Annotated in this window: 19 protein-coding genes and 1 pseudogene; 7 read left to right on the forward strand and 13 right to left on the reverse strand. The window is 64.4% G+C overall.

All coding sequences use genetic code 11. The features are described 5' to 3' along the window. Positions 1-6: 6 nt before the first annotated feature. From JQ597_RS08470 to JQ597_RS08485, 4 genes are read left to right on the forward strand one after another with little or no spacing between them, the layout of a single operon-like run. On the forward strand, positions 7-495 hold the full coding sequence (locus JQ597_RS08470) for a (2Fe-2S)-binding protein (protein WP_212263737.1): 489 nt from the start codon (positions 7-9) through the stop codon (positions 493-495). A gap of 2 nt (positions 496-497) precedes the next feature. Next, positions 498-2,885 carry a xanthine dehydrogenase family protein molybdopterin-binding subunit gene (locus JQ597_RS08475; RefSeq protein ID WP_212263738.1) on the forward strand — a complete coding sequence of 796 codons (2,388 nt, stop codon included), beginning with the start codon at positions 498-500 and terminating at the stop codon, positions 2,883-2,885. An 11-nt stretch (positions 2,886-2,896) separates the two neighbouring features. Then, positions 2,897-3,700, forward strand: coding sequence for an FAD binding domain-containing protein (locus JQ597_RS08480; protein WP_212263739.1), 804 nt, complete (start codon positions 2,897-2,899; stop codon positions 3,698-3,700). Positions 3,701-3,707: 7 nt separating this feature from the next. Further along, positions 3,708-5,165 (forward strand): amidase, encoded by a 1,458-nt coding sequence (locus JQ597_RS08485; protein ID WP_349628802.1) that lies wholly within the window; start codon positions 3,708-3,710, stop codon positions 5,163-5,165. Between the two features lie 87 nt (positions 5,166-5,252). Here the strand turns inward: JQ597_RS08485 and JQ597_RS08490 are convergent. Continuing rightward, positions 5,253-6,083 (reverse strand): annotated as a pseudogene (locus JQ597_RS08490) (LysR substrate-binding domain-containing protein); the annotation flags it as partial. Between JQ597_RS08490 and JQ597_RS08495 the strand changes: the two are divergent. Further along, positions 6,082-6,288 (forward strand): hypothetical protein, encoded by a 207-nt coding sequence (locus tag JQ597_RS08495; RefSeq protein ID WP_212263740.1) that lies wholly within the window; start codon positions 6,082-6,084, stop codon positions 6,286-6,288. The pseudogene JQ597_RS08490 and the gene JQ597_RS08495 sit on opposite strands and share 2 nt — an antisense overlap. Positions 6,289-6,387: 99 nt before the next feature. On the opposite strand, the gene JQ597_RS08500 is transcribed toward JQ597_RS08495, so the two are convergent. Continuing rightward, a complete protein-coding gene (locus JQ597_RS08500; protein ID WP_212263741.1) occupies positions 6,388-6,870 on the reverse strand; it encodes a MarR family winged helix-turn-helix transcriptional regulator in 483 nt (160 codons plus the stop codon). Between the two features lie 129 nt (positions 6,871-6,999). Between JQ597_RS08500 and JQ597_RS08505 the strand changes: the two genes are divergently transcribed. After that, positions 7,000-8,925, forward strand: coding sequence for an FAD-binding monooxygenase (locus JQ597_RS08505; protein ID WP_212263742.1), 1,926 nt, complete (start codon positions 7,000-7,002; stop codon positions 8,923-8,925). A 185-nt stretch (positions 8,926-9,110) separates the two neighbouring features. Here JQ597_RS08505 and JQ597_RS08510 read toward each other — a convergent pair whose 3' ends face one another. The 11 genes from JQ597_RS08510 to JQ597_RS08560 all read right to left on the reverse strand — a co-directional run bounded on the left by JQ597_RS08510 (position 9,111) and on the right by JQ597_RS08560 (position 23,391). Continuing rightward, a complete protein-coding gene (locus tag JQ597_RS08510; protein WP_212263743.1) occupies positions 9,111-11,474 on the reverse strand; it encodes a xanthine dehydrogenase family protein molybdopterin-binding subunit in 2,364 nt (787 codons plus the stop codon). Positions 11,475-11,488: 14 nt separating this feature from the next. After that, positions 11,489-11,947: a (2Fe-2S)-binding protein gene (locus JQ597_RS08515; protein ID WP_212263744.1), complete on the reverse strand. Its 459-nt coding sequence runs from the start codon at positions 11,945-11,947 to the stop codon at positions 11,489-11,491. Positions 11,948-11,971: 24 nt separating this feature from the next. Further along, entirely contained in the window at positions 11,972-12,847 is an 876-nt protein-coding gene (locus tag JQ597_RS08520) for an FAD binding domain-containing protein (RefSeq protein WP_212263745.1), read from the reverse strand. Then, positions 12,844-13,857, reverse strand: coding sequence for an ABC transporter permease (locus JQ597_RS08525; protein WP_212263746.1), 1,014 nt, complete (start codon positions 13,855-13,857; stop codon positions 12,844-12,846). Before JQ597_RS08525 ends, JQ597_RS08520 begins: the two co-directional genes overlap by 4 nt. After that, positions 13,850-14,869: an ABC transporter permease gene (locus JQ597_RS08530; protein WP_212263747.1), complete on the reverse strand. Its 1,020-nt coding sequence runs from the start codon at positions 14,867-14,869 to the stop codon at positions 13,850-13,852. Before JQ597_RS08530 ends, JQ597_RS08525 begins: the two co-directional genes overlap by 8 nt. Continuing rightward, positions 14,866-16,404: a sugar ABC transporter ATP-binding protein gene (locus tag JQ597_RS08535; protein ID WP_212263748.1), complete on the reverse strand. Its 1,539-nt coding sequence runs from the start codon at positions 16,402-16,404 to the stop codon at positions 14,866-14,868. The genes JQ597_RS08530 and JQ597_RS08535 overlap by 4 nt, the downstream gene beginning before the upstream one ends. Positions 16,405-16,483: 79 nt before the next feature. Next, positions 16,484-17,581 carry a TMAO reductase system periplasmic protein TorT gene (gene torT / locus JQ597_RS08540; RefSeq protein WP_212263749.1) on the reverse strand — a complete coding sequence of 366 codons (1,098 nt, stop codon included), beginning with the start codon at positions 17,579-17,581 and terminating at the stop codon, positions 16,484-16,486. Between the two features lie 107 nt (positions 17,582-17,688). Beyond that, on the reverse strand, positions 17,689-19,650 hold the full coding sequence (locus JQ597_RS08545; protein WP_212263750.1) for a hydantoinase B/oxoprolinase family protein: 1,962 nt from the start codon (positions 19,648-19,650) through the stop codon (positions 17,689-17,691). A gap of 4 nt (positions 19,651-19,654) precedes the next feature. Then, positions 19,655-21,679 (reverse strand): hydantoinase/oxoprolinase family protein, encoded by a 2,025-nt coding sequence (locus JQ597_RS08550; RefSeq protein ID WP_212263751.1) that lies wholly within the window; start codon positions 21,677-21,679, stop codon positions 19,655-19,657. Positions 21,680-21,954: 275 nt separating this feature from the next. Further along, positions 21,955-22,914, reverse strand: a complete 960-nt coding sequence (locus tag JQ597_RS08555) for an AraC-like ligand-binding domain-containing protein (RefSeq protein WP_212263752.1) — start codon at positions 22,912-22,914, stop codon at positions 21,955-21,957. A 213-nt stretch (positions 22,915-23,127) separates the two neighbouring features. Next, on the reverse strand, positions 23,128-23,391 hold the full coding sequence (locus tag JQ597_RS08560; protein WP_212263789.1) for a hypothetical protein: 264 nt from the start codon (positions 23,389-23,391) through the stop codon (positions 23,128-23,130). 266 nt (positions 23,392-23,657) lie between these two features. Between JQ597_RS08560 and pdxR the strand changes: the two genes are divergently transcribed. Beyond that, positions 23,658-25,163: a MocR-like pyridoxine biosynthesis transcription factor PdxR gene (pdxR, locus tag JQ597_RS08565; RefSeq protein ID WP_212263788.1), complete on the forward strand. Its 1,506-nt coding sequence runs from the start codon at positions 23,658-23,660 to the stop codon at positions 25,161-25,163. Positions 25,164-25,330 lie beyond the last annotated feature (167 nt).

The raw sequence follows: 25,330 nt of genomic DNA on the forward strand, positions 1-25,330 counted from the left end.
TGCCAGATGAAAATCAGTTTTGCGCTTAACGGCCGGCCCCGGACGGTCGATGTCGAGCCTGCGACGCTGGTCGCCGAATTGCTGCGCGAGAACCTCAACCTGACAGGGACCCATGTCGGATGCGACACCAGCCAGTGCGGCGCCTGCGTCGTGCTGTTCAACGGCGAGGCGGTGAAGAGCTGCACTCTGCTTGCACCGATGCTCGACGGCGGCACGCTGACGACCATCGAGGGATTGTCGGGGCCGGGCGGTTCGAACGCCCTGCATCCGATGCAGCAGGCGTTTCATGAAAATCACGGCCTGCAATGCGGCTTTTGCACCCCCGGCATGGTGATGACCGCGGTGGCGCTGGCGACGAAAAACCCGACGCCGACGGAAGCCGAGGTCCGCCACGGTCTCGAGGGCAATATCTGCCGCTGCACCGGTTATCAGAACATCGTGGCATCGGTGCTTTCAGGTGCCGCCGCCATGAACGCACCTGCGATCGGAGAATAGCCATGTCCAACATTATCGGAATTGGCGCCGCGCCCCGTCGCAAGGAAGATTTCCGGTTTCTGACCGGCCGCGGCAACTACGTGGCCGACGTCAAGCGCGCTGACATGACGTTCGGCGTGTTCATTCGCTCCCAGCACGGCCATGCTGTCATCCGTGGCATCGACAGGACGGCGGCGCTGGCAATGCCGGGCGTCGAGGCCGTGCTCACCGGCGACGACGTCGCCGCCGACGGGCTCGGTTCGCTGCCGTGCGGCTGGGGCATTCACGGCTCGGACGGCCTGCCGATGAAGGAGCCGGCGTTTCCGATGCTGGCGCAGGGCAAGGTGCGCTTCGTCGGCGACATGGTCGCCTTCGTGATCGCCGATACGCTGGAGCTCGCGCGCGCGGCGGCGGAAGCGGTCGTGATCGACTATGACGTGCTGCCGGCGGTAGTCGGCGTGCTCGAAGCCGTTCGCCCTGGCGCGCCGCAACTGTTCGACGAGGTGCCGAACAATCTCTGCTGCGATTGGGAACTCGGCGACAAGGCCGCGGTTGCGACCGCGTTCAGGAAGGCCGCGCATGTCGCGCGCCTCAGCCTCGTCAACAATCGGCTGATCGGCAACCCGATGGAGCCGCGCGCGGCGATTGCCGAGTATAATGGCGGAACGGGCCACTACACGCTGTGGACGACCAGCCAGTTTCCGCACGTGGTGCGGTTCCTGATGAGCGCGCTGGTGCTCAAGATTCCCGAGCAGAAAATGCGCGTGGTGGCGCCTGATGTCGGCGGCGGGTTTGGCGTCAAGCAATTCCATTACGGCGAGGAGGCCGTGATCACCTGGGCGGCCAAACGCGTCGGCCGTCCCGTCAAATGGGTAGCGGACCGTTCGGAAGGGTTTGTCTCGGACCGGCACGGAAGGGATCACGTCACCGAGGCTGAACTCGCGCTCGACGAGAACGGAAAATTCCTGGCGCTGAAGGTGGTCACGCTGGCCAATATGGGCGGCTATCTCTCCACCTTCGGCCCCAACATCCCGACCAACCTCTATGGACCGTTGCTCGGCGGCGTCTACACCACGCCCGCGATCTATTGCAACGTGAAGGTAGTCTTCACCAACACGGTGCCGGTCGATGCCTATCGCGGCGCCGGGCGACCGGAAGCGACCTTCGTGGTCGAGCGTTTGGTGGATGTCGCGGCCAAGGAAATGGGCATCGATCGCGTCGAATTGCGCCGCCGCAACATCATCCCCAAGGAAGCCTATCCGTACCAGACGCCGGTTCTGGTCGAGTATGATTCCGGCGATCCGATGGGTTGCCTCGAAGGCGCTCTCGTGGCGGCGGATGTCGCCGGCTTTGCGGAACGCAAGACGGCGTCGGAACGCGACGGTAAGTTCCGCGGGCTGGGTTATTCGACCTATGTCGAAGCCTGTGGCCTTGCACCGTCACGCTTTGCCGGCCGGCTCGGCGCCCGCGGCGGTCTTTACGAAAGCGCCACCGTGCGTGTGCATCCGACCGGGCAGGTGACCGTGCTGATCGGGACCCACAATCACGGGCAGGGGCACGAGACCACCTTCGCGCAGATCGTGTCGGAAAAGCTCGGGGTCGCCTTCGACAATGTCGACATCGTGTTCGGCGATACCGACCGTGTGCAATTCGGCATGGGCACCTATGGCTCGCGTTCGCTGGTAGTCGGCGGCGCCGCGCTCTCGAAGGCCAGCGACAAGGTGGTCGTTAAGGGCAAGAAGATCGCCGCGCACCTGCTCGAAGCCAGTGAGCAGGATATCCAGTTCGAGGCGGGCGTCTTCTCGGTCGCCGGTACCGACCGCAGCAAGACCTTTCAGGAAATCGCGGGCGCCGCCTATGTACCGCACGATTATCCGCTCGAAATCCTCGAACCCGGGCTGGAGGAGCAGGCCTATTACGATCCCGTCAATTTCACCTATCCCGGCGGCTGTCACATCGCTGAGGTCGAAATCGATCCCGAGACCGGCATCGTGACGCTGGAGAAATATACCGCGGTCGACGACGTCGGCACCGTCATTAACCCGATGATCGTCGAAGGCCAGCTGCATGGCGGCATCGTTCAAGGCGTTGGCCAGGCGCTCTATGAGAACGCCGTCTATGACGACGTCTCGGGGCAGCTGCTGTCAGGATCGTTCATGGACTACACCATGCCGCGCGCCGATCATCTGCCGAACATGACGATCAAGACCCATTCCACGCTGTGTACGCACACCCCGATGGGTGTGAAGGGCTGCGGCGAGGTCGGCACCATCGGGTCGCCCGCGGCCGTCATCAACTCCGTCGTCGATGCCTTGTCGCATCTTGGCGTGATGCATGTCGATATGCCGGCGACGCCGAACCGGATCTGGCGCGTCATTCAGAATGCCGCAATGCCGCAGGCCGCAGAGTAGGAGAAGTCGAAATGAGATCATTTGCATTTCACAGGCCGAGCACGCTTTACGAGATGTCGGCGCTGCTTGGCGGTGTGGCAGACAGCATGCCACTGGCCGGCGGGATGACATTGCTGCCGACCATCAAGCAGCGGCTGGCGGCGCCGGCCGCGCTGATCGACCTGTCGAAGATCCCGCAAATGGCGGGGATTTCGTTCAAGGACGATGTCCTGACGATCGGCGCGATGACCAGGCATGTCGATGTCGCGGAATCAGAACTGGTGCGCGGCAAGATCCCACTGTTGGCCAGTCTCGCCGCCGGTATCGGCGATCCCGCGGTTCGCAACCGCGGCACGATCGGCGGTTCGGTCGCCAACAACGATCCCTCGGCCGACTATCCGGCCGCGGTGCTCGCGCTGGATGCGATTGTGGTGACCGATCGCCGGGAGATCGCCGCCGACGCGTTCTTTCGCGGGCTGTTTGAAACGGCGCTCGAACCGGGCGAGATCATTATTGCGCTGCGCTTCCCGGTGCCGTCGGCCGGCGGCTATGCCAAGTTCAAATCCCCGGCGTCGCGCTATGCGGTCGTCGGCGTCTGCGCGGCGAAGAAGGCCGGAAAGGTCCGGGTCGCAGTGACCGGGGCGGGGCCCGGCGTGTTTCGCGTCGGAGCGATGGAAGCTGCGCTCGAAGGCTCGTTCACGCCGGGTGCAGTCGCCGCCATCAAGGTGAGTTCGGAAAACCTCAGCTCCGATATCCACGCGGATGCGGAATACCGCGCCCATCTCGTGACTGTGATGGCAAAGAAGGCCATAGCGGCCGCTCTCCAGACGTTGTGAGGTTGCCGTGAAAGCAGGAAAGGCCCGCGCCGACGGCGCCACTGAAGCCAATGCGTTGGCCAGGCTGTCAGCCGTTGAATTACTGGAGGGCTATCGCACCAGGCGGTTCACGCCGCGCGACGTCATCGAGGATGTGATTGCCGCACTGGAACTGACCAATGCATCCTGCAACGTGGTCGTGACCGAGACCTATGATCAGGCGCGCAAGGCGGCTGACGTGGCGACAGCTGCCTGGTCTGCCAGACAGCCGGCAGGCAAACTGACCGGCGTGCCGGTCAGCATCAAGGACCTCGTGTACGTCGCCGGCGTGCGCGCGCTCGGAGGCGCGCCCGCCAACAGGGATCTGGTGCCGACCGTCGATGGCGCGGCCGTTGCGGCCTTGAAGGCGGCAGGTGCAATCGTGACCTGCAAGACCACGACTTGCGAATCCGGTTACAAGCTGACGGCCGACAGCCCGGTGTCCGGTATCACGCGCAACCCCTGGAACACGAAACGGACCAGTGGCGGATCGAGTGGCGGGGCCGCGGCCTCGGTCGCTGCCGGATGCGGGCCGCTCGCGATCGGCACCGACGGAGTCGGATCGATACGCGTGCCATCCTCCTTCTGCGGCGTGGTCGGCATCAAGCCGACCTTTGGGCTGGTTCCGAGGTCGCCGGGCTTCTCGCCGCCGTCATGGGCGTCGCTCGCACATACCGGACCGATTGCGCGTACGGTCGCCGACGCGGCCCTGCTTCTCGAAGTGATCGCCGCCCACGATCTGCGTGATGCCGCCAGCCTGCCGGTGCCGACGCGCAGCTTTGACGCCACAGCGGTAAAGCTCGACGGGATCAGGATCGGAAGCAGTGTCGACTTCGGCTATGCGGCGGTGGCGCCCGACATTCGCAAGGCCTTTCAGTCGGCGGTTGAGACGCTCGATTCGCTTGGCGCCAGCATCGTTCCGGATTGCGTTCATTTCGAACCTGATATGCTCGAACGAATATTGAAGCCGATCGCTTACACCGAGCAGGCCGCAGCCGTCGCGGCCAGCGACGCCAGCGCGCTCGCAGGCTCGGATGGCGACTACCGTGACGTCGTGGCGAAGGGCGCAGTGTATAGCGGCGTCCAATATGTCGAGGCCAGCTATCGCCGCAACAGCCTGCGCGGTTCGTTTTTGGAAATGTTTGGCAAGGTCGATGCGATCGTCACGCCGACGGTGGCCGTGACGGCATTTCCGGCCGGTGCACTTGGGGTCGATGAAGTCGACGGCGTTGCCGTCGACCGCCACCTAGGTTGGTCGCCGTTCTCTTGGCCGATAAATCTGACCGGGCTGCCGGCCGCCACGATTCCTTGCGGTTTCGACAGCGACGGGCTTCCGATTGGACTTCAGATTATCGCGCCGTGGCTCGAGGAGGGGCTCATCATCCGCATCGCCGCCGCCTTCGAGCGGGCGCGGCCCTGGGCCGAGTTTCGGCCCCAGATGAGCTGATCGGCTGGCGCTGCTGTCGCTTTCGGATAGCGGAAGCTCCTTGCCCAGCAGGAGCTCGTCTTCGAGATTGAGATAGTGTGCGAGATAGTCGTGCAGGGCGCTCGCGGCCTTTGATGTCGCGGTCGGGGACTTGTACAGCAGGAGATCGACTTTCGGTAGCGGCGGCAGCCCTTCCTTGTCGCCGATCTCGCGCATGTTGCGCACCAGTGCGGAGCGGCCGAGGACGGTGACCGCCATGCCGGCGAAAGCGGCGGCCTGCAAACCGCCGACGCTGGGACTGACGCAGGCAATGCGCCATCGGAGTCTTGATGCTTCCAGCCGTTCGATCGCATGGTCGCGAAAGATATTGCCCGGCGGCAGCAGCGCCAGGGGGATCGGCTTTTCGTTATGCGCCGTGGATTGCTCCCCGGTCATCCAGACTAACTGCTCCTGCCGCACCACCAGTCCGCCGGTGAAATCGTTCATGCGGGTCACCAGCGCGATATCGACTTCGCCGCGCTTCACGCATCCGACGAGTGGTGTCGAAAGAGAGCAGTTCAGCTCCAGCTGAACGCGCGGAAAGGCTTTGCGGAAAATCCTCAGGATCGAGGGGAGCATGAAGGCGGCATAGAGGTCCGGGGTGCCGAGCACCACGTGACCCTCGATGTCCGGAGAGGCGAGTTGCGACAACATTTCGTCGTGAAATCCGACGATCGATCGTGCGTAACTCAGGACCGTCTCGCCTTCCGCCGTCAAAAACAGCCGGCGGCCCTCGTGAATGAAAATCGCCTTTCCGGTGAGCTCCTCCAGCCGCTGTAGCTGAAGGGTAATCGCGGGTTGGGTACGACCAAGCCGCCGCGCCGTCTCGGTGATGCTGCCGGTTTCGACGACCGACATCAGCGAACGCAGCATGCGGATGTCCAGATTGATCAGGTTCATGGCGTTGCTCGCTGTGCAGGCAGGGCCGTTCTATGCAATTTTCGTGCTTGGGTGGGAAAATAAGGAGTCCTGGGCCGGTGCTGATAAAGAGCGGGGTGTGCTTACGACTGGCGCGGAGCGCCGCGTCCTGTTCTCGAAAGATTCGCGCGCCAGCGATCACGGATTAAGCAGCAAGCCAAAAAAGATAGCAGTCAGTGCGATTTAAGCTGGACGTCGGCAGGAAACGACCGGATTAAGGCTTGTCAACACGCGCGCCGAGTAGGGGACCGTGGGCTTCCTGTCGTCGCTGCCTGACGAACGAAAGCTATTTCTTTCTGGCGGCATCTGTCAAAGCCGTTTGCTGCGGGGCGCGGCTAAGTTCGTTGCCGGCGGCGATGGCCTTGCGCAAGAGCCGCATGAGTGTCGCGGCCTCGGCATTGGACAGGCCAGCCAACAAGATCCGCTGTGCAGCCTCGACTGCCGGCTCTATCCCGTCGAGCGTCCGATGTCCTTCATCGGTGACCTGCAACGCGTGGGCGCGCCTGTCGGTGCGGCTAGCCAGCCGAACCAGCAAGCCTTTCTGCACCAGCCGATCCACAACGCCGGTGATGGTCGTCCTGTCATAGGCGATCAACCCGGCAAGCGTCGCCTGATCGATTCCCGGTTGCGTCCCGATGGTGGTGAGCGCTGCGTATTGAACTGGGGTGAGGTCATAGCCGGCTTCCTCGACCGCGGCATGGAAGACCGCCACCGCAATCTGTTGGAACCGGCGCGCCAGGTGCCCCGGCTTGTCGTCGTTCTCGGTCACCAAAACCCTCCAGGTTGCTCGCTTGACAAGTATACTGATAATAAGCATACTGATTAAATTCGGCAACGACTTTTTGGAGCCCCAGCAAGCTGACGGCCCGGAAGTCGCGTCAGGCGCGGGGAGGGTTTCGTGCAATTTCATCTGAACGGATTCGAACCCGGCGACCCCGAGATTCAAGACCCTGCACAACGGGTTGTTGCGTCAGGATCTGCCGGCGCCATTCCGGCGGAGGTCGACATCCTCATCGTCGGCTGCGGTCCGGCCGGGCTGACGCTGGCGGCTCAACTGTCCGCCTTTCCCGATATCAAGACCTGCATCGTTGAACAGAAGCCGGGCCCTTTGCTCCGCGGCCAGGCTGATGGCGTTGCCTGCCGCACGATGGAGATGTTCGAAGCCTACGGCTTCAGCGAGCGTGTGCTGAAGGAAGCCTGCTGGATCAACGAGACGACCTTTTGGAAGCCCGACGCTGCGCAGCCCGACAACATCGTCCGCAGCGGACGGGTGCAGGACACCGAAGACGGGCTGTCGGAGTTTCCGCATGTGGTCCTGAACCAGGCGCGGGTGCATGATTTCTACCTCGACGTCATGCGCAAATCGCCGTCGCGGCTCGAGCCGTATTATGCGCGGCGCCTGCTCGATCTTCAGATCGACCCTGCTGCCACCTCCGGCGACGATGCCGGTCCCCATCAGGTGACCGCGAGATTCGAACGGCTCGATTCCGCGCACGAAGGACAGATCGAGACCATCAAGGCGCGCTATGTGGTGGGCTGCGACGGCGCGCGCAGCACGGTGCGCGCGAGCATCGGGCGCACGCTGCGCGGCGACTCCGCCAACCATGCCTGGGGCGTCATGGACGTGCTGGCCGTCACCGACTTTCCGGACGTCCGCTTCAAGTCATTGATACAGTCCGCCAACCACGGCAGCATCATCATCATTCCGCGCGAAGGCGGTTATCTTTTCAGGCTGTACATCGAACTCGACAAGCTCGATGCCGGCGAGAGGATTTCCAATCGTAACATCACGGCCGACGACCTGATCGCGGCGGCGCGGCGCATTTTCAAGCCCTATTCGCTCGACGTGAAAGAGGTTCCGTGGTGGTCGGTCTATGAGATCGGCCAGCGCCTGTGCGACAAGTTCGATGACGTGCCGGAAGCGGACGTCGCGAAACGTCTGCCGCGTGTGTTCATCGCCGGCGACGCCTGCCACACCCACAGCCCGAAAGCGGGCCAGGGCATGAACGTATCCATGCAGGACGGTTTCAATCTCGGATGGAAGCTGGCGGCTGTCTTGCGGAAGCGATGCGCGCCCAGCCTCCTGCACAGCTATTCGGCCGAACGCCAGGCGATCGCCAAGGAACTGATTGATTTCGACCGCGAATGGGCCGCCTTGCTCGCGTCGAGCGAGGGGTTCGATCCGGCCGAGACGCAGGGATACTTTGTGAGTCACGGGCGCTACACCGCCGGAACCGCGGCCCGTTACCGGCCCTCGATCCTGACCGGCGAGCCAACCCATCAGCATCTGGCCAAGGGGCTGACGATCGGCATGCGCTTTCATTCCGCGCCGGTCATCCGTGTGGCCGACGCCAAGCCGGTTCACCTCGGCCACGCGGTCAGGGCGGACGGACGCTGGCGCATTTTTGCCTTTGCCGGCGCGGAGGATCCTGCGGCGCCCAACTCCGGCATCCGGGCCCTGTGCGACTTCCTCGGCGAGGCGCAGGACTCTCCTGTGCGGAAATACACCCCTGATGGTGAGGACATCGACTCGGTGATCGATGTTCGCGCGGTTTTCCAGCAGCATCATCATGCGCTCGCTATCGAGGCGATGCCGTCCTTCCTGCTGCCGGGGAAGGGACGATATGGACTTCGCGACTACGAGAAAATGTTCTGCGCCGGCCTGACAGGCGGCAACGATATCTTCACGATGCGTGGCATCGATCGCGAACGGGGATGCATGGTGGTTGTGCGGCCAGACCAGTACGTGGCGCACGTTCTGCCGCTCGATGGCTATGGGCCGCTCACGACATTCTTCGATGGCTTCATGACCCAACCGGACTGAACGCAGCCAGCGCCCGAATTGAAGTTTTGAGGACGTCTTCGTTGTGCATCTCGAGCTGTGTCTAGTCTAGCGGCGGCTGTTGAGCACGCTGCTTTTCTTATCTCGTCCTGAAACTGGTGCTTGCTCACCTGCCAAGGGGGACGCCTGGCAGCAAAGCTGCGATCGATCGCAGTCTTCGTTCAATTCTATCCGGTAGTACCGTGCGGGCGTACCAGATTATCCATCCAGTCTTCGGCAATGTGGGGCAGCGAGAGGTCTGGCTTCTGGTCGAGGAGCAGTTCGAGCACGCGCGGTGGCGTGAGTGGCAGCTCCTGGACGCGTTTACCCGTTGCGTTAGCAACCGCGCATGCGATGGCCGCGCCGACATTGAGGATGGGCACTTCGCCGGCACCCTTGGTACCGAGCGGTCCGATTGACGGCGCACCCTCGTAGAGGCTGATTTCGACCGGCACGACATCGAGCGCCAGCGGCACGCGGTAGGTTTCGAATCCGTTCTGGTTGACGCGGCCGTTGGTGCCGATCGTGACCTCTTCGTGCAAGGCATAGCCCAGTCCCTGCACGACGCCGCCCTGGATCTGGCCCTGGATCGCGCGCGGGTTCAGTGCGCGGCCGACATCCTGGACGACGCGATAGCTGAGCACTTCGACATGCCCGGTCTCTCCGTCGACGGCGACCTCGCAATCATGGACAGCGAATACGGGGATGTCGATCGCGTCGATGAAGTGGCCGGCGACGCATCCCGGCATCGCCGGCACGCCGGCTCCGGTGAAGGCGCCGGTGCCGGAGACAGGTCCGATCTGGGCCTGGGCGCGGGTCGCGACCTCGGCGACCGTGCGGCCCGAACCGGGCGCGCCGGCGATCTCGATTCGTCCCTGCCGCATCACGAGGTCTTCCGGTGCCGCCTCGATCATGTCAGAGGCGACCTTGAGCAGCTTTGTGCGTACTTCCTGCGCGGCCGAAAGACTGGCTGCGCCGAGCGCGACCGTGGTGCGGCCGCCGCCGACGCCGACATCGTAGCCAGCCGCATCGGTGTCGGCGGCGCGCACGATCACGTTTCCAGGGTCAATGCCGAGCGTACTGGCGACGATCTGCGGAAGGCTCTGCATCATCGAGCCGGAGCCGATCTCGACGCCTGACGTCACGAGCGTGGCCGTGCCATCGGCATTCATGTTCACGGTTGCCGCCGAAGGACCGACAAAGACGAACCAGGTTCCGACCGTGGTGGCGCGGCCAAACAGCCGACCGTCGGCAAGCTTGCGGGGCGGGGCGGCCGCGTCGCGTAGCGTGTCCATCCGCGCGAGCATCGGGCCGAGCACGTCGCCCTCGAACACCTGGCCGGTGGCGCCGAGATCGCCATCGCCGAGCACGTTGCGGCGGCGGAAGGCGAGGGGATCCATGCCGATCCGGGCGGCGATCTCGTCGGTGTGCCGCTCCAACGCGAAGGTGTTGTAGACGCCGTTGCAGCAGCGGAACGCTCCGTTCGGAGCGGTGTTGGTGTAGACCGCACGCGAGACCAGCCTCACCGCGCCGAGCCGGTAGTTGCCGCCGAGCGTGTGCGCGGTCATGGTGGTCAGGAAGATCTGTTCTCCGCCATACGCCCCGCAGTCCATCAGGACGACGGCTTCGCGCCCGACGATCTCGCCTTCGCGTGTCACCGCCGAGCGAATGCGGATCTCGGCATTCTCGCGGAACAGGCAGGTCAGCATCTCCTCTTCCCGCGAGTTGACCAGCCGGACCGGCCGGCCGCTGGCGCGGGCAAGCAGGGCGGCGAAGGGTTCGACCGCAAGATCGAATTTGAGGCCGAAGCCGCCGCCGACCGGTGGCACCGTGACGCGCACCTGCGATGCGGCGACACCGAGGAGCCGTGCGGTTGCGTTGCGGATGCCCCAGGGAACCTGGGTCGAGGTCTCGATGTGGAAACGGCCGTCTTCGTAGCTTGCGACCACCGCGCGCGGCTCGAAGGCGACATGGTTTTGGCGGCCGACGCGGAAGGCGCTCTCGATGATCTCAACGTCAGTCCGTGCGAAGGCGCCATCAACATCGCCGCGGACCACGGTCGCTTCCCAGGCGACGTTACCTTCGCGTGCCCCGCCTTCGAACAGGACTTCGTACGCGCGCCGGTCGGGATGAACGAGGGGCGCTTCAGGCGCAAGCGCCTCGGCCATGGTGAGCACGGCCGGCCCGGGCGCGGTCTCAACTTCGATCGCGGCGAGGGCAGCCTGGGCTTGCGCAAGCGTGTCGGCGGCAACCGCTGCCAAGGGCTCGCCATCGTAGCGGATCACGTCGCGGGCAAACAGCGGGTGATCGGCGATGCCGATTCCGATCGTGCCGGGTGCGTCGGCGGCTGTCACCACCGCGCGCACGCCGGGCATGCGCGCGGCTTTGGCGGTGTCGAGGCGGACGATGCGTCCCGAGGGGACGTTGGCGCGTAGCACCGCGGCGTGCAACATGCCCGGTAGATAGCGATCGACGGTGTAGCGCGTGTGGCCGCGCAGTTTGTCGCCGGCATCGCGGCGTCGGAAATCCATGGTTGCGGAAACGTCGGCCATCGCTGGGCCTCCCATCATGTCGCGGTGAGCGCCCGCACGGCCGCTTCGACGATGCTCTCATATCCGGTGCACCGGCAGATGTTGCCGGTCAGCGCGGAGCGGACGTCGTCGCGCGTTGCGCCGGGCGTCGCCTTCATCAGATGCGTCAGGGTCACCACCATGCCGGGAAAACACATGCCGCATTGCACGGCGTCGCAAGCCTCGAGCGCCTGCTGAATCGGGTTCAATGTGCCATTTGCCGCGAGGCCTTCGACGGTGCGGACCTCGCAACCCTGCGCGAGCGCCGCGGGCATCAGACACGACAAAGTGGGCCTGTCTTCGACCAGCACCATACAGGCGCCGCAAAAGCCCTCGCGGCAGACCGGCTTGGCGCCGGTCAGGTGAAACTCCTCGCGCAGGACGTCGACCAGCGGCGTGACGGGATCGGCGGTGAAGCCGCGACGATCGCCGTTTACGCTCAGGCTCAGGGCCATGTTCACCTCCATCATCATCGGCGCTCAGCTGCCAAGCGCGGCGACGGCAGCGCGACGCACAAGGCTTGGCAACACGCTCACGCGGTACCAGGCCGGCACCTCGACGCTGTCGCGGCCGGTGAATTCATCGGCCAGTTCGGCCGCGACCTTGGTAGCCTGTACCGGATTCAGCACGTGGCCGAGCAGCGCCGCTTCGAGGCGGACCCAGCGGCGCGCAACCGGTTCGACCGAACCGATCGCGATCCGAACGGCCTGCACACGGTTTACCGGATCGATCGCCACCGCGAGGCTGACGATGGCGACCGGGTAGTCGCCCGACTGGCGCAGTGGCAGGCGCGCATGCGCGGTCTTGCGCGCGTTCCGCGGCACGACGATTCGCGTGAGCAGCCGGCCGGGTGCGAGTGTCGATCGCATCCTGAGGAACTGTTCCAGATTGATCCGCTCACGATCGTTTCGGCTGGCAATTTCGACTTCGGCGTTGAGGCATAGCAGCGCCGGCACACAATCCGCCGCGACGAACGCCGTTGCCGAGAGGTTGCCCCCGATCGTCGCCATCGCGCGGATCGCCGGATTGGCGGCGCGGCCGGCCGCCGCTGTGAGCACGCCGAACTCGGGGAGACGGGCCAAAGCCAGCGCCAACGCCGCGTGTGTCACCGCGGCGCCAATCTCGATCGTGTCGGTGCCGATCTTGACCGCGCTCAGTTCGGGGATTTTCCCGATCGCGACATAGTGCGCCTTGAGCTGCTCGTGCCGGATCGGAGACCGCATGATCCAGGTGCCACCGGCAAAGGGAGCGCCAGCGGTGCCGTAGTCGCTCAGCGCATCGAGTGCTGCCGGCAGCGAGGGCGCGACGTAGAACGATCCCGCCGGACCGCTTTGCAGGAGGGGATTAGTCGTCATTGGCGCCGCTCCAGTCGCAGGCGATCGAGCAGCACGCCGATGATGACGATCGCGCCCAGCACGACCATCTGGACGTACCCGTCGATGCGGGTGAGATTCATGCCGTTGGAGAGGATTGTGACGAACAAGGCGCCAAGCACCGCGGTGCCGACCCCGCCGCGTCCGCCGGCGAGGCTCGTTCCGCCGACCACGGCGCCTGCAATCGCCTGCAGCGACAGCGAGCCGCCGAGATTAGGTTCGCCCGAGCCGGTGCGCGCCGTCATCATGATGGCGCCGAGGGCGGCGAGGGCCGAGCACAGCACATAGGTGAGAACCAGGATGCGCTTCACCGGCAAGCCCGCCACCGCTGCGGCGCGCGGGTTGGTGCCGATGATGTAGAGCGAGCGACCGAAGACGGTACGCGCCAGCATCAGTTGCAGCACGATGCCGATCGCGACGGTGATTGCGATGGCGGCGGGGACACCGAATATGTTGCCGCCGTAAAAGATCTGCGAGAAGGTGCTAGGTACGCCCTGCACGGGCCGTCCGGCCGACAGCGTCGTCGCGACGCCGATCGCGATATTGTAGCTGCCGAGGGTTGCGACAAAGGGGTTCACGCCGAGCAGCGCGATCACCACGCCATTGAACAGGCCGCACGCGATGCCAAGGCCGAAGCCGGCGCCAAGTCCGGCGAGCAGGACGGTGGTCGTGTCGTGGCCCGATGCCGTAGCGCCGGCCATCGCCAGCGCGGTGCCGACGCTGACCATCGATACTGTCGGACCAAGGGCAAGATCGAAGCCGCGTGTCAGGATGACCACGGTCTGCGCCATCGCGAAGAGTGCGAGATAGCTGGTCTGCTGGGCGATGTTGAGCAGATTGGCCGGGGAGAGCACCCGGCTGTCGACGGCGGCAAAGCCGAGCAGCAGCACGACCAGCGCGATCGGCAGCATCGCGCGCCAGAGCCATTCGGCCGGAAGCCATCGCGTGTGACCGGTGTCCTTGGCGGCGACCGACAATTCGAGGTCAGACACGGGACTTCCTCCGTCGGCTGAGTTCGTCCAGCGCCACGGCCGCCACCATGATGACGCCAAGGAAAACCGGCTGCAGGCGGGAGTCGATGTGCAGGAGGTTGAGCGCGTTGCCGAGGATGGTCAGAAACAGCGCGCTGATGGCGACGATCTCGACCCGCCCGACGCCGCCGCGCAGGCTGACCCCGCCGATCACGGCGGCGGCGATCGACTGCAGCATCATGCGGTCGCCGCCAAAGCTGGCCTGGCCGGAGCCGACCTGCGCGGTCAGCAATATGCCGGCGAGGGCGGCGAGCACGCTGGAGAGGACGTAGGTGCCGACGATATGGCGCTGGATCGACACACCGGACACCACGGCCGCATCGACGTTGCCGCCGATCGCATAGACGTAGCGGCCGAACAAGGTTCGCCGCTGCGCGAACATCGTCACGAGGATGACGGCGAGTGCGAGGTAGACAGCGGTCGGCAGGCCGAGCACCTGGGCGCGCCCAAAGCCTTTTACGAAAGCCTCGGGCATGCCGTAGACCGGGATGCCGCTGGTGATCATGAGGCCGACGCCGGCGGTCGCCGACATCGTGCCGAGCGTCACCACGAAGCCCGAGACCTTGAGCTTCGCCACGCAGAAGCCGTTGACGAGCCCGACCAGCAGTCCGCAGCCGAGCCCGGCAGCGACGCCGCTTGCGATGATGAGGGCGTTGTTGCCGGGAAACGCGACTGCCGCGGCCGCCATGGTCTTTGCGGTCACCACGCTGGCGAGCGCGACGACGGCGCCGACCGAGAGGTCAAAACCGCCCGCGATGATCACCAGCGCCTGGCCGCAAGCGACGATCGCGAGAAACGACGCGTTGCGCAGGATGTTGAGGATGTTGATGATGCCGTAGAACTGGGGATCGATCGCCGACATGCCGGCGACAAGCGCGACCAGCAGCGCCGGCAGCAATCCGATCCGTCCGGCGATCGATCGGCCAGAGCCGATGGAAGTCCGAGGTTGGGGGGCGGTGAGGGCCGTGCTCATGCCACCTCCGCCGCAAGATGATCGCGGAAGAAACTCGCAAGCACGTTTTGCTCGGTCTTCTCGGCGCCCTTCAGCTCGGCGGCGACCCGGCCATGGTGCATGACGTAGAGCCGGTTCGACAGCGCCAGCACTTCCGGCAATTCGGACGACACCACGATGACCGCAGCGCCGGCCTCGACGAGGCGCTTCATGAATTCGTAGACCTCGAGCTTGGCACCGACGTCGATACCGACGCTCGGCTCGTCGAACAGGAAGACGGTCAGCTCGCGCGTCAGCGCGCGCCCGAGCATCACCTTCTGGCGGTTGCCGCCGGACAGCGCGCCTGCGGCCCGCTCGATGTTGGGCGGCCTGAGCTGCAACTGCTCCATGATGCCGGCGATCGTGATGCGCTCCGCAGCCTGTCGAAGCACGCCGAAGCGGGCGAACGCGGGCAGGTCTAGTCCGGTCATCGAGGCGTTCTCGCGGATCGGGCGCGACAGCGCGAGCCCTTCGGCGATCCGGTTGGCGGGGAAATAAGCGATGCCATGCTTCAGGCTGCGCCGCGGCGTGGGGAATTCGTAGCGCAAGCCATCGATCCGGACTACGCCCGAAGCCATCGGCTCCAGCCCGTAGATGGCGCGGATCAGCTCCGATTTGCCGCAGCCGACGAGGCCTGCAATGCCGGTGATCTCGCCCGCCTGGGCGTAGAAGTTCACGTCGCGAACGCTGCCGTCGGTCAAGGTGAGGTTTTCGACGTCGACCATGACCTTGTCCGGCTTGTGCGCGATCGTCGGAAACAGCAGGTCGATCTTGCGGCCGGTCATCAGTTCGACCAGTTCGCCGTCGGTCGACGTGGCGGCATTGAGGGTGCGGATATGGCGGCCGTCGCGCAGCACGGTGACGCGGTCGGCAAGCGCACGGATCTCGCGCATGCGGTGTGAAACATAGATCAGCCCGACATTCTGGCTCTTCAGCCGGGCAATCAGCTCGAACAGCCGTCCGGTCTCGCGCTCCGTCAGCGAGGCGGTCGGCTCGTCGAGGATGAGCAGACGCACCCGGCCGAGCAGCGCCTTGGCGATCTCCGTCATCTGCTGGTGCGCGCGCGAGAGATCGTCGACGCGCTGCGATGGATCAAGGTCGAAGCCGAGTTCGTCGATCAGCGCCCGGGCCCGCTTGCGCATCTCGCGCGCCCGCAACACGCCGCTGCTCGAGACTTCGCGGCCGAGGAACAGGTTCTCTTCCACCGTGAGGCTTGGAACCAGCGAGAATTCCTGGAACACCGGGCTGATGCCGATCGCGCGCGCCCGCTGCGGCGTGAGGTGGCGGATTTCCTCGCCGCCGAAATGGAATGTGCCTTCGTCGGGCGGAAACGTCCCTGACACCACATTGATCAGGGTCGATTTGCCGGCGCCGTTCTCGCCGAACAGCACATGCAGTTCGCCGGCACGGACATCGAGATCGACCCGGTCGAGGGCGCGGACGCCGGTGAATCGTTTTGAGATCCCCCGCAATGCGAGCAGGGGCCCGGTCTGCTTCAAGTCGATGTCGACATCCATCCCCGTCTCCGCAGGCGGCCGGTAAGCAGGCGGGAGCGCTTGTCTCCCGCCGGTGTGTTGCCGGAGCTTACTTGAGGCTTTACTTGGCCTTGACCGAGTAGACCGGCTTCCAGCTTCCGGGCGCCAGTACGAGGCCCATCTGCAGCTTCGGCACGGTGGTCTTGTCGACGGCCGAGGCCAACGGCTGAGCCAGACTCATCACGGGTTTCTTCTCGATCAAACGCACGGCCTGATCGACCGAGACGGCGCCTTCGCCGACCGGGTACTGGGTCGCAAAGGCGAGGACGTCGCCGCGGTTCAGTGCATCGAGCATGGCCTGGTTCTCGTAGGAGGACATGATCTTCATGTCGCTGCGGCCGGCTTCCGCGACCGCGCCGATCGCCGCTTCAGCGGTGGGTGCGGTGCCCCAGATCACGTTCATGCCCGGGTAGGCCTGCAGCGCGTCCTGAATCAACTGGAGTTGGACCGCAACGCCGGAGTCGCCGAACTTCTCGGCAAGGACCTTGGCGTTCGGATTCTTCGCCACCGCCTTCTTGAAACCTTCGTTGAAGGATTCCGCCCAGCCCGAGCCGGCGGGGCCCGGGAATGTCACGATGTTGAGCTTGGCGTCGGGCTTGGCCTGCGCCAGCAGGCCTTCGCCGGTCACCCCGCCCATGGCGACGAAGTCGACATAGATCGCGGCAGGCAGGGCGTTGGGCGGCAGCGGATTGGCGACACCGACGACCGGCACGCCCTTGGCCTTGGCTTCCTCGAATTTCTTGCTGAGACCCGCACCGGAGATCGCGCCGACGATGATCGCGTCGGCGCCGCTCGCCATGCAATCGTCGAATTGCGAGAGCTGCTTCGGCAGGTTCTCATAGCCACCGGCCTCGTAGAGGGTCATGTTGACGTTCATTGTCTCGGCCTGCTTGACGATGCCGTAGGCGACCGCCACCCAAAAACTGTCCTTCATATGCGGGAACAGGACGCAGAGCTTGTAGGGTTTCTCGGCCTTCGGCAGCGGTGTGTACTCCGCCGGCTTCGGTGTGCCGGACGAGGCGTCGTAGACCTTCATCGGAAACCAGGGCGTCTCGGCCGCGGCGGGCGAGATCGCCGCAAGTGCGAGGCCCGCGGCGATGCAGAGCGTGGAGCGGATCGGCCGAAGCCGGTTGACGGGAAGGTACGTCGTACTGGTCATAGCTCTATCCTCATGGTTCGAATGAAAGGGCGAGGGCCGACGAGTTCGGCTCCACATTTGCATGCGCGCGCCGCGCCGCCCGTGGGCGACGCGGTTGCCGGCGGGGATTAGTCCGCGGCCCAATTTGCGACCGAGCGTCGCTCGAATACCTCGCGGAACTGACGCGTGGATTCAGGAAGGAGAGCGCCGGTGCCCCAGTCGAGGATCACGGCGTGCTGGCGGATCACGTCGAGCGTATCGATCGCGCCGCTGCGAAAACGTTGCGCCACCACTTCCGGGTCGAGCCGCGCCTTGGCGACGCGCTCGGCCCTGATCTTGGCGCGGAGTGCATCGGTAGCGGCCCTGTCGATCTCATATTCGCAGAGCTCGGCGTCGATGGTCTGTACCACCACGCCATAGTCCTTGGCGGCGCGCTCGACCGAGACGTAGTCGTCCTTGATGTCCTCGATCACAAGACGCGGATCGCGCAGAAGCGGATCGCCGAACCCGCCGCCACCGGCGGTGGGGCGCGAGAACACGTCGCCTTCGCCGATCGGGACATCGGAGAAGATCGAACCCAGCCGTTCCTCGGCGGCGGCGCCGGCGCGATGCAGGGTCAGGCCATGCGGCATCGAAGGCAGGCCGCCTTCAATGCCCCAGACCACGGCGCGTTCGCGGTCGCAGATATAGGAGATCACCGTCTTCTCCGCCTGCAACATCCGTGAGGTCTTCACCACCCCTGCACCGCCGCGCCATTTGCCGGGGCCGGGCGAGTCCGTAAGGATTTCGCACTTGGTGGTCAGGATCGGATTGGCGCGCTCCTGGCCCTCGACAGGCTGCGACATCAGGCCGGTGCCGAAGCAGGCGGTCGTGACGTTGCTGCCGTCCTTGCCGTTGCGTCCGCCCCAGCCGCCCGGCAGCCAGTCGTAGAACATGAAGATCGGCTTGTCGGAGCTGCGGGCGTCGAGACCGCCGGTGAGCAAATATTCGAGATTGAAGGCGCAGGCGAGCGCGCGCTCCGGCATCAGCTTCGACCACATCTCGTAGATCGAATTCATGATCTTCTCGAACGGCATCAGGAAGCCGGTGACTGCGATTGGCCATTTGGCGTCGACGATCGAGCCCTCGGGCGCGATGATGTCGAAGCAGCGGTAGAAGCCGGAGTTGAGCGGCAAGTCGGGAAAGAAGGTCTTCATGCCCGCCGCAACGGCCGAGAAGGTGGCGCCGAAGGCCGAATTGTAGATCGAGCCAATGGTCGGATGGCTGCCGGTGAAATCATAGATTGCACGGTCGCCCTTGATCGTCATCTTGATTCGGATCGGGATCATCCCTTCGCCACCGGCAGGGTCGCGATCGATGAAGTCGACCGTCTCCCATTCACCGTCCGGGAGGGCGGCGATGCGCTGGCGCGCCGAGCGCTCGACATAGTCCTGGACGGCGGCAAGTCCGGTCTCGACGGTGTCGCGGCCGTATTTGTTGACGAGGCGAAGGATTTCGCGCTCGCAGACTTGTGTTGCCTGGGCCTGCGCCTGGATGTCGCCAATGATCGAAGCCGGGTCGCGCGTGTTCGAGGCGATCAAATGCGCGACGTCCCTGCGCAGGCCGGCCTTGTCAAACAGGCGTACCGGGGTGATGCGCAGCCCCTCGCGGAACATCTCGCGGGCGGCGACGTCGAACGATCCGGGCACGCTGCCGCCGACATCAGACCAGTGTCCGTTCGACTGGCTGAAGGCGATGATCTTGCCGTCGGCAAAGATCGGCCGGATCAGGCGTACGTCGGAGAAGTGCGTGCCGCCGGCATAGGGGTCATTGATCGCAAAGACGTCACCCTCATGCATGTCGCCTTCGAAGTGGCGCATGACGTCCTGGCAGGTGAAGTGCAGCGTTCCGACATGGACGGCGATGTCCTGATTGCCCTGGGCTGCACATTCGCCCTTGGCATCGTGCAGGGCGCTCGAGAAATCGCGGTTGTAGATGACGAAGGAATAGCAGGTCCGCAGCACCTGCTCGCCCATCTGGTCGACGCTGGTGATGAAGGAGTTCTTCAGGACTTCGAAGGTTACAGGGTCGAGCGCAAGATTGCCGGCCATCGGCTCACTCCTTCACGCGGATGATGATGTTGAGGTATTTGTCGACCTCCGCGCTGGCGCCGGGCGGCACCACGGTGGTCGCGTCGACTTGTTCGATGATCGCGGGACCCTGGAAGCTGAAGCCGCAGGGCAGGTCGTCGCGCTGAAAGACCGGTGTGTCGAGTCCGTTGCCATCGAACCATACCCGGCGCCGGTCGACCGGCTCCGGGATCGCTCCGGTGGGCCTGTGCACGGCGAACTCGGCCTTGGGGACGATGCCGACGGCCTTCAGGTTGAGACGGAAGAAGCTGACGGGAGAATCGTCGCGGCGGAAATTGTATTCGCGCTGATGCTCGGCGTGGAAGCTCTTGACGAGGTCGGCTATCGCGCCGATCGGACGCGGCGCGCTGACGGCGAGCGACCGCCACTGGCCGCGATACATCATATCGATCGACCGCTGCAGCACGATGTCCTGCTGGGCGACGCCTTCGTGGGTCAGTCGCGCCAGGGCTTCCTTCTCCAGCGCGGCGAACTGCGCCTCGATGTCGGCGGAATCGGCCTCGTCGGCGCCGACCATGCAGCTTTGCGAGAAGTCGTGCTGCATGTCGACCAGAAGGCATCCGAGCGCCGAGGTCACGCCGGGATTGGGCGGCACGATCACGACAGGGATCGCAAGTTCGCGGGCGACGTCGACGCCGTGCAGGGCGCCGGCGCCGCCAAAAGCGACGAGCGCGAAGTCGCGCGGATCGTAGCCGCGGCTGATCGAGATCAGCCTTACCGCGTCCGACATGTTGGCGTTGGCAACTTTGAGGATCGCGTCCGCCGCCTCGTGCAGGCCGAAACCGAACGGCTTTGCGACGCCATCCTCGACGGCCTTGCGCGCAAGCTCGGGGTCGAGCATCACCTTGCCGCCGGCCAGGCTGGTGCCGAGCCGACCCATCGTGACGTTGGCGTCGGTATTGGTCGGCTGCGCATTGCCATTGCCGTAACAGGCCGGGCCTGGATAGGCGCCGGCCGATTGCGGGCCGTTGCGCAAGGAACCGGCCGGATCGGTCCAGGCGAGCGATCCTCCGCCCGCGCCGATGGTGAGCACCTCGATGGACGCAAAGCGGATCGGGTAGCCGTATTCGATGTACCAGTCCTTGGTGATGCGTGACTGACCCTCATAGGCCAGCGAAACGTCGGTCGAGGTACCGCCCATGTCGAGGCCAATCGAATTGGGAAAGCCGCAGAGACCCGCGATGTAGCGGCTGGCAATCGCGCCGGCGGCAATGCCGGAACCTGCGAGGCGCGCGGCGAAATCCTTGACGCTCGCCGGCGTCATGACGCCGCCGCCGGTGTGCAGCAGCAGGAGATCGCGGGTGTAGCCTTCGTCGGCAAGGCGCTCGCCGAGGCGGCTCGTGTAGCTGACGACGACCGGACTGACGACGGCGTTGACGACCGTGGTCGAGAATCGCTCGTGCTCGAAGATTTCGGGGAGCACCTGCGAGGAGATCGACACCGGAATGTCCGGCATCTCCGCCAGCAGGATATCGCGCATCGCGCGCTCATTCTCGCCATTGAGGTAGGCGTTCATGAAACAGACCGCGATCGCGGCCACGCCCCGGCGCTTCAGAACGCGCGCGACCTTGCGCGCGGCGTCAGTGTCGAGCGGCTGGATCACCTTGCCGGCCGCATCGACGCGTTCGGGTACGGTCAGCCGGTCGCGTCGCGGCACGTAGGGTTTGACGACGTCCTTGTAGGTGTCCCAGAGGTCTTCCTTGTTGGCGCGCCGGATTTCGATGACGTCGCGGAAGCCTTCGGTCGTCACCACGGCCGTGCGCGGAAGGCGGCGCGTGATCAGTGCGTTGGTCGCAACCGTGGTGCCGTGCGAGAACAGCGCCACCCTGGACAGATCGATGCCGGCCTTGGAGACGCCCCCCATGATCCCCTCGATGGGATCCCGGGTCGTGGATGTCTTCTCGATGCGGATGAGGCCGGTGGCCTCGTCCATGATGCAGATGTCGGTAAAGGTGCCGCCGACGTCGACGGCCACGCGAAGATTTTGCACGATACGGCTTCCTTTCCAACGCGTGCCGGGCGAGGTCGGGACGACGGTTCAGGCGCGCCGGATCGATGATCCGGCTGCCGCAGACGGCCCGTTCGACCGGCGGATTTCGAAGATGTCGCGAGGATTATAGGCAGGCCTTCGGTGAGGCTTCTTGACGCTGAGCGCAGGAAGATTTGTGCCAGAGAGCACGAACGGCTCAGCCGTCGCGCCTGCTCCAGCCTGCCCCGGAAGCAATCAAGGGTCGGATCAGGAAGAGTACTGGAGCCGTCATTGTTTCATGAATTGGCGGCGCGCGACGCCGCCCGCGCCTCGCTCGGCGTGCAGCCAAACCGGCCGCGGTAGTTGCGGCTGAACTGTGCCTGGTCGCCGAATCCCCAATGATAGGCAATTTCGGAGATGCTCTTGCGGCAGTGCGGATCGCGCAGCATGGCATCGCACATCAGCAGGCGCTGGGCGCGGATATAGGTGCTCACGGTGACGCCTTCGCCTTCGAATATCTGGTGCAGATATCTGAGAGAAATGCCGCAACCGTCCGCCACCGTCTGCGGCGTCAGCCGCATGTCGTCGAGGTGTGTACGGATAAAATGCTCGCAGCGATGCAGATGCGTATTGCGGATCGTGGACGAGTGACCCGCCAGCACGCGCTCGTCGGACTCGACCGCCATCGCCAGCAAATCGATGAGATGCTTGCCCATCATGGTTCGGGCAGTCTCGTCCATTTCCTCGATGCGCTCGCCGGACAGGCGTAGCGTATCGACGAAGAGCGCGCCGACGCTGCGGCTGGCGTCGAATTGCAAGGTTGCGAGGCGTTCGGGGCGGGAGATCCGCCCGCGCAGCACGGCGCTTGGGATTTTCAGCACCCAGAGCGCGGCGGGATCGTGGTGGCTGAACTCATAGGGTAAATGGCTGCGCTCGATCAGGAAGGCGCCCGGTCGGCAGCGGATGTCCTTGCCGTCCTGCTCAAAGCGGATCTCGGCGAGCTCGGGCACGGTGATCAGGAAGCATTCCTCGCGTTCATTGACGAGGTGGCGTTCGTGCCGCTTGTAAAGCAGGCCGTCGCAGACGTTGCGGGAGATCGAAACCGGCCCGAGCGACCAGGCGCCCAAATTGCCGTGGAAGTCATGACCTCCGAGAAAGCGAAGATCCAACGAGTAGTAGATGTCGGAGACGACCTTCTGCCAGAACTGGCGGCGGTGATGGGTAGGAATGTCGTTGGTCGCGAAAGTGGTCTGCATCTTGCGCTCCGTCACTGCCGTCGACTACGGGGTCTTAGGTTCTCTCCTGACCAGGACCATCGGCCGTGCCGATGCCGTGACGACTGCGAAAGGCGGTGTCGATCCGATTTCTGATGGCCGCACTCATGCTGCACCCCGTTGCCGCCGTCGTCAGCTTGGCGAGGACGGCAGGATGACGTCAAGTCCAATACAAGGGGAAGCCGATATTTTAGGCTACGCGTGCTCAATTTCGATGTAGGCAACCGAAGGATGGAGGCCGCGGTCAACGACAACCTCCCGGACGGAGTACGGTCCGGGGAGGTTGCCCATCGTCAGAACGTTCCGGCGATCACGCCAGTGCGGCTGACGCTGGCCGATCAGCTCGATGTCGGCTCCGATCACCGTGCCGAACATGAAACAGCCGCCGTCCGAAACGGCGTCGGGATCGCCGCCGGCGGCAGGCCGCGCAAGTCCTTCGCGACCACGCAGATAATCCAACCGTGGTTCGTCGCATTGAGGGCGTAAGATAAGCCGCTGAAATACCGAGACTATCTCTTTTCCATCGCCCCCTTGATGGATTGGAGCGAGAAGGCGGCATGCGGACGATGGTTGCGCCGAGAGATCAGAGAAAATCGAGCAACATCCAGCGTGCGCAAGCCGACCTGAATGTGCTGGGGTATCAGTGGCGGGTCGATCGTTTCAAGAACGTGCATATGAAGACTGCGGTTTGCTGGTTGGCCGCGCTCAAGTTAAATCCTTCGTCTATGGAAAAATCCCGCCCCCAAAAGAGGCGCGTGTCGATCGCCGGCATGCATATCGATCGCGCTTCAGCGGTCCCGATCCACCTGCAGATCGCTGCGCATCTCCGGAACGGCATTCTGCAGGGGAGGCTTTCGGCCGGCACGCAGTTCCTCGGCTCGCGGGAGATCGCGCGCGAACTGGGCTGTTCACGAACCGTGATTCTGACAGCGTGGGAGTTGCTCTATGCCGAAGGTTACCTGGAATCGACCCCGCGTGGAGGCGTCACCGTCGCGTCGGTTAAGCAGGCGCAAGCGAGCCCGGCGCCAGCGGCGGTGTCCCCGTCAGGAGAGGATTCGATTGCTATCGAGATTGGCCCGATCTCTGATCGATGGCGATCCCTGCTGGCATTCGAATACGACACCAACTGGAAGTCCGAATTCAGCCCCGGTGCGCCGGATGTTTCCAGCTTTCCATTCAAGGAATGGGCGAGGCTGCTGCGGCAGGCCTGGCAGAATCCTAAAAACTCCGACTGTCTGGACCTTCCGCCTGAGGGGCATCCGGCGTTGCGGAGCGAAATCGCCAATTTCCTCGGATCGGTGCGCGGTCTGGTCTGCACGCCGGGCAACGTGGCCGTGACCTCCGGCACGTCAGGTGCACTGGATTTCTGCAGCCGCATGATCCTCGATCAGGGCGACGAGGTCTGGGTCGAGGAGCCCGGGTTCGTCGAAGCCCGGTGGACGCTGACCGCGGCAGGCGCGAGACTCATTCCGGTGCCTGTCGACGACAAGGGCCTCTGCGTTTGCGAGGGAATTCGGCTGGCGCCGCATGCCAAGCTGGTGGTCGTGACGCCGTCACATCAATATCCGATCGGCGTCAGCATGGGGCTTGAGCGGCGGCTTGAGCTTTTGGACTGGGCGAACAAGAATGACGCCTGGATCATCGAAGATGATTACAATTCGGAGTTCAGGCACCAGGACAGCATGATTGCCTCGCTGCGGTCGCTCGATCGAGATGGACGCGTGATCTACCTAGGGACTTTCTCGAAGCTGATGATGCCGAGCTTGCGTATCGGCTACATGATCGCCGACGAACGTCTCATCAGGGCGTTCTCGAAAGGTCGCGCCCGGATCGATGTCCACACATCGGGAATCGGGCAGGTGGCGCTGGCGGAATTCATGCGGGAAGGCCACCTGGTGAGACATCTGCGACGAATGCGGAAGGTTTATGCCGCGCGGCGGGCTGCCTTGATTGACGCGATCACCACGTTGATGCCTGATGATCTGACCGTGTCATCCGCGGCGACCGGGCTCCATCTGGTCGCCTTCTTCACCGAGCGAATGCGGGCACGGATGAGCGACGCAGAGGCGGCAAGGCTCCTGCTGCAAACCGGCATTCACGTGCAGCCGCTGTCGCAGAACTATCTCGGCGAACCCACGCGACAGGGATTGGTGTTTGGATATGGGCGGCTGCAGACGGAGGATGCACGCCGGTTGATATCCAAAATGGCCGCGTGCCTCAGTGCTTCATAGCGGCAGCAGATCAGCTTGAGCCATCGGAGTCGCGGCTCCGGGGGCGGCGAGTGTGCATCTTCCGTGAGCATCAATGCCCGGATTAATGCAGAAGACTTTGGAAGAGCGGCAGCGCGTTCGAGCGGCTGGCCTACCTGTTTGCGGCAAGTCTGGCTCTATGCGATGGC

The sequence above is a fragment of the Bradyrhizobium sp. AUGA SZCCT0177 genome, assembly GCF_018130125.1.
Classification (GTDB): Bacteria; Pseudomonadota; Alphaproteobacteria; order Rhizobiales; family Xanthobacteraceae; genus Bradyrhizobium.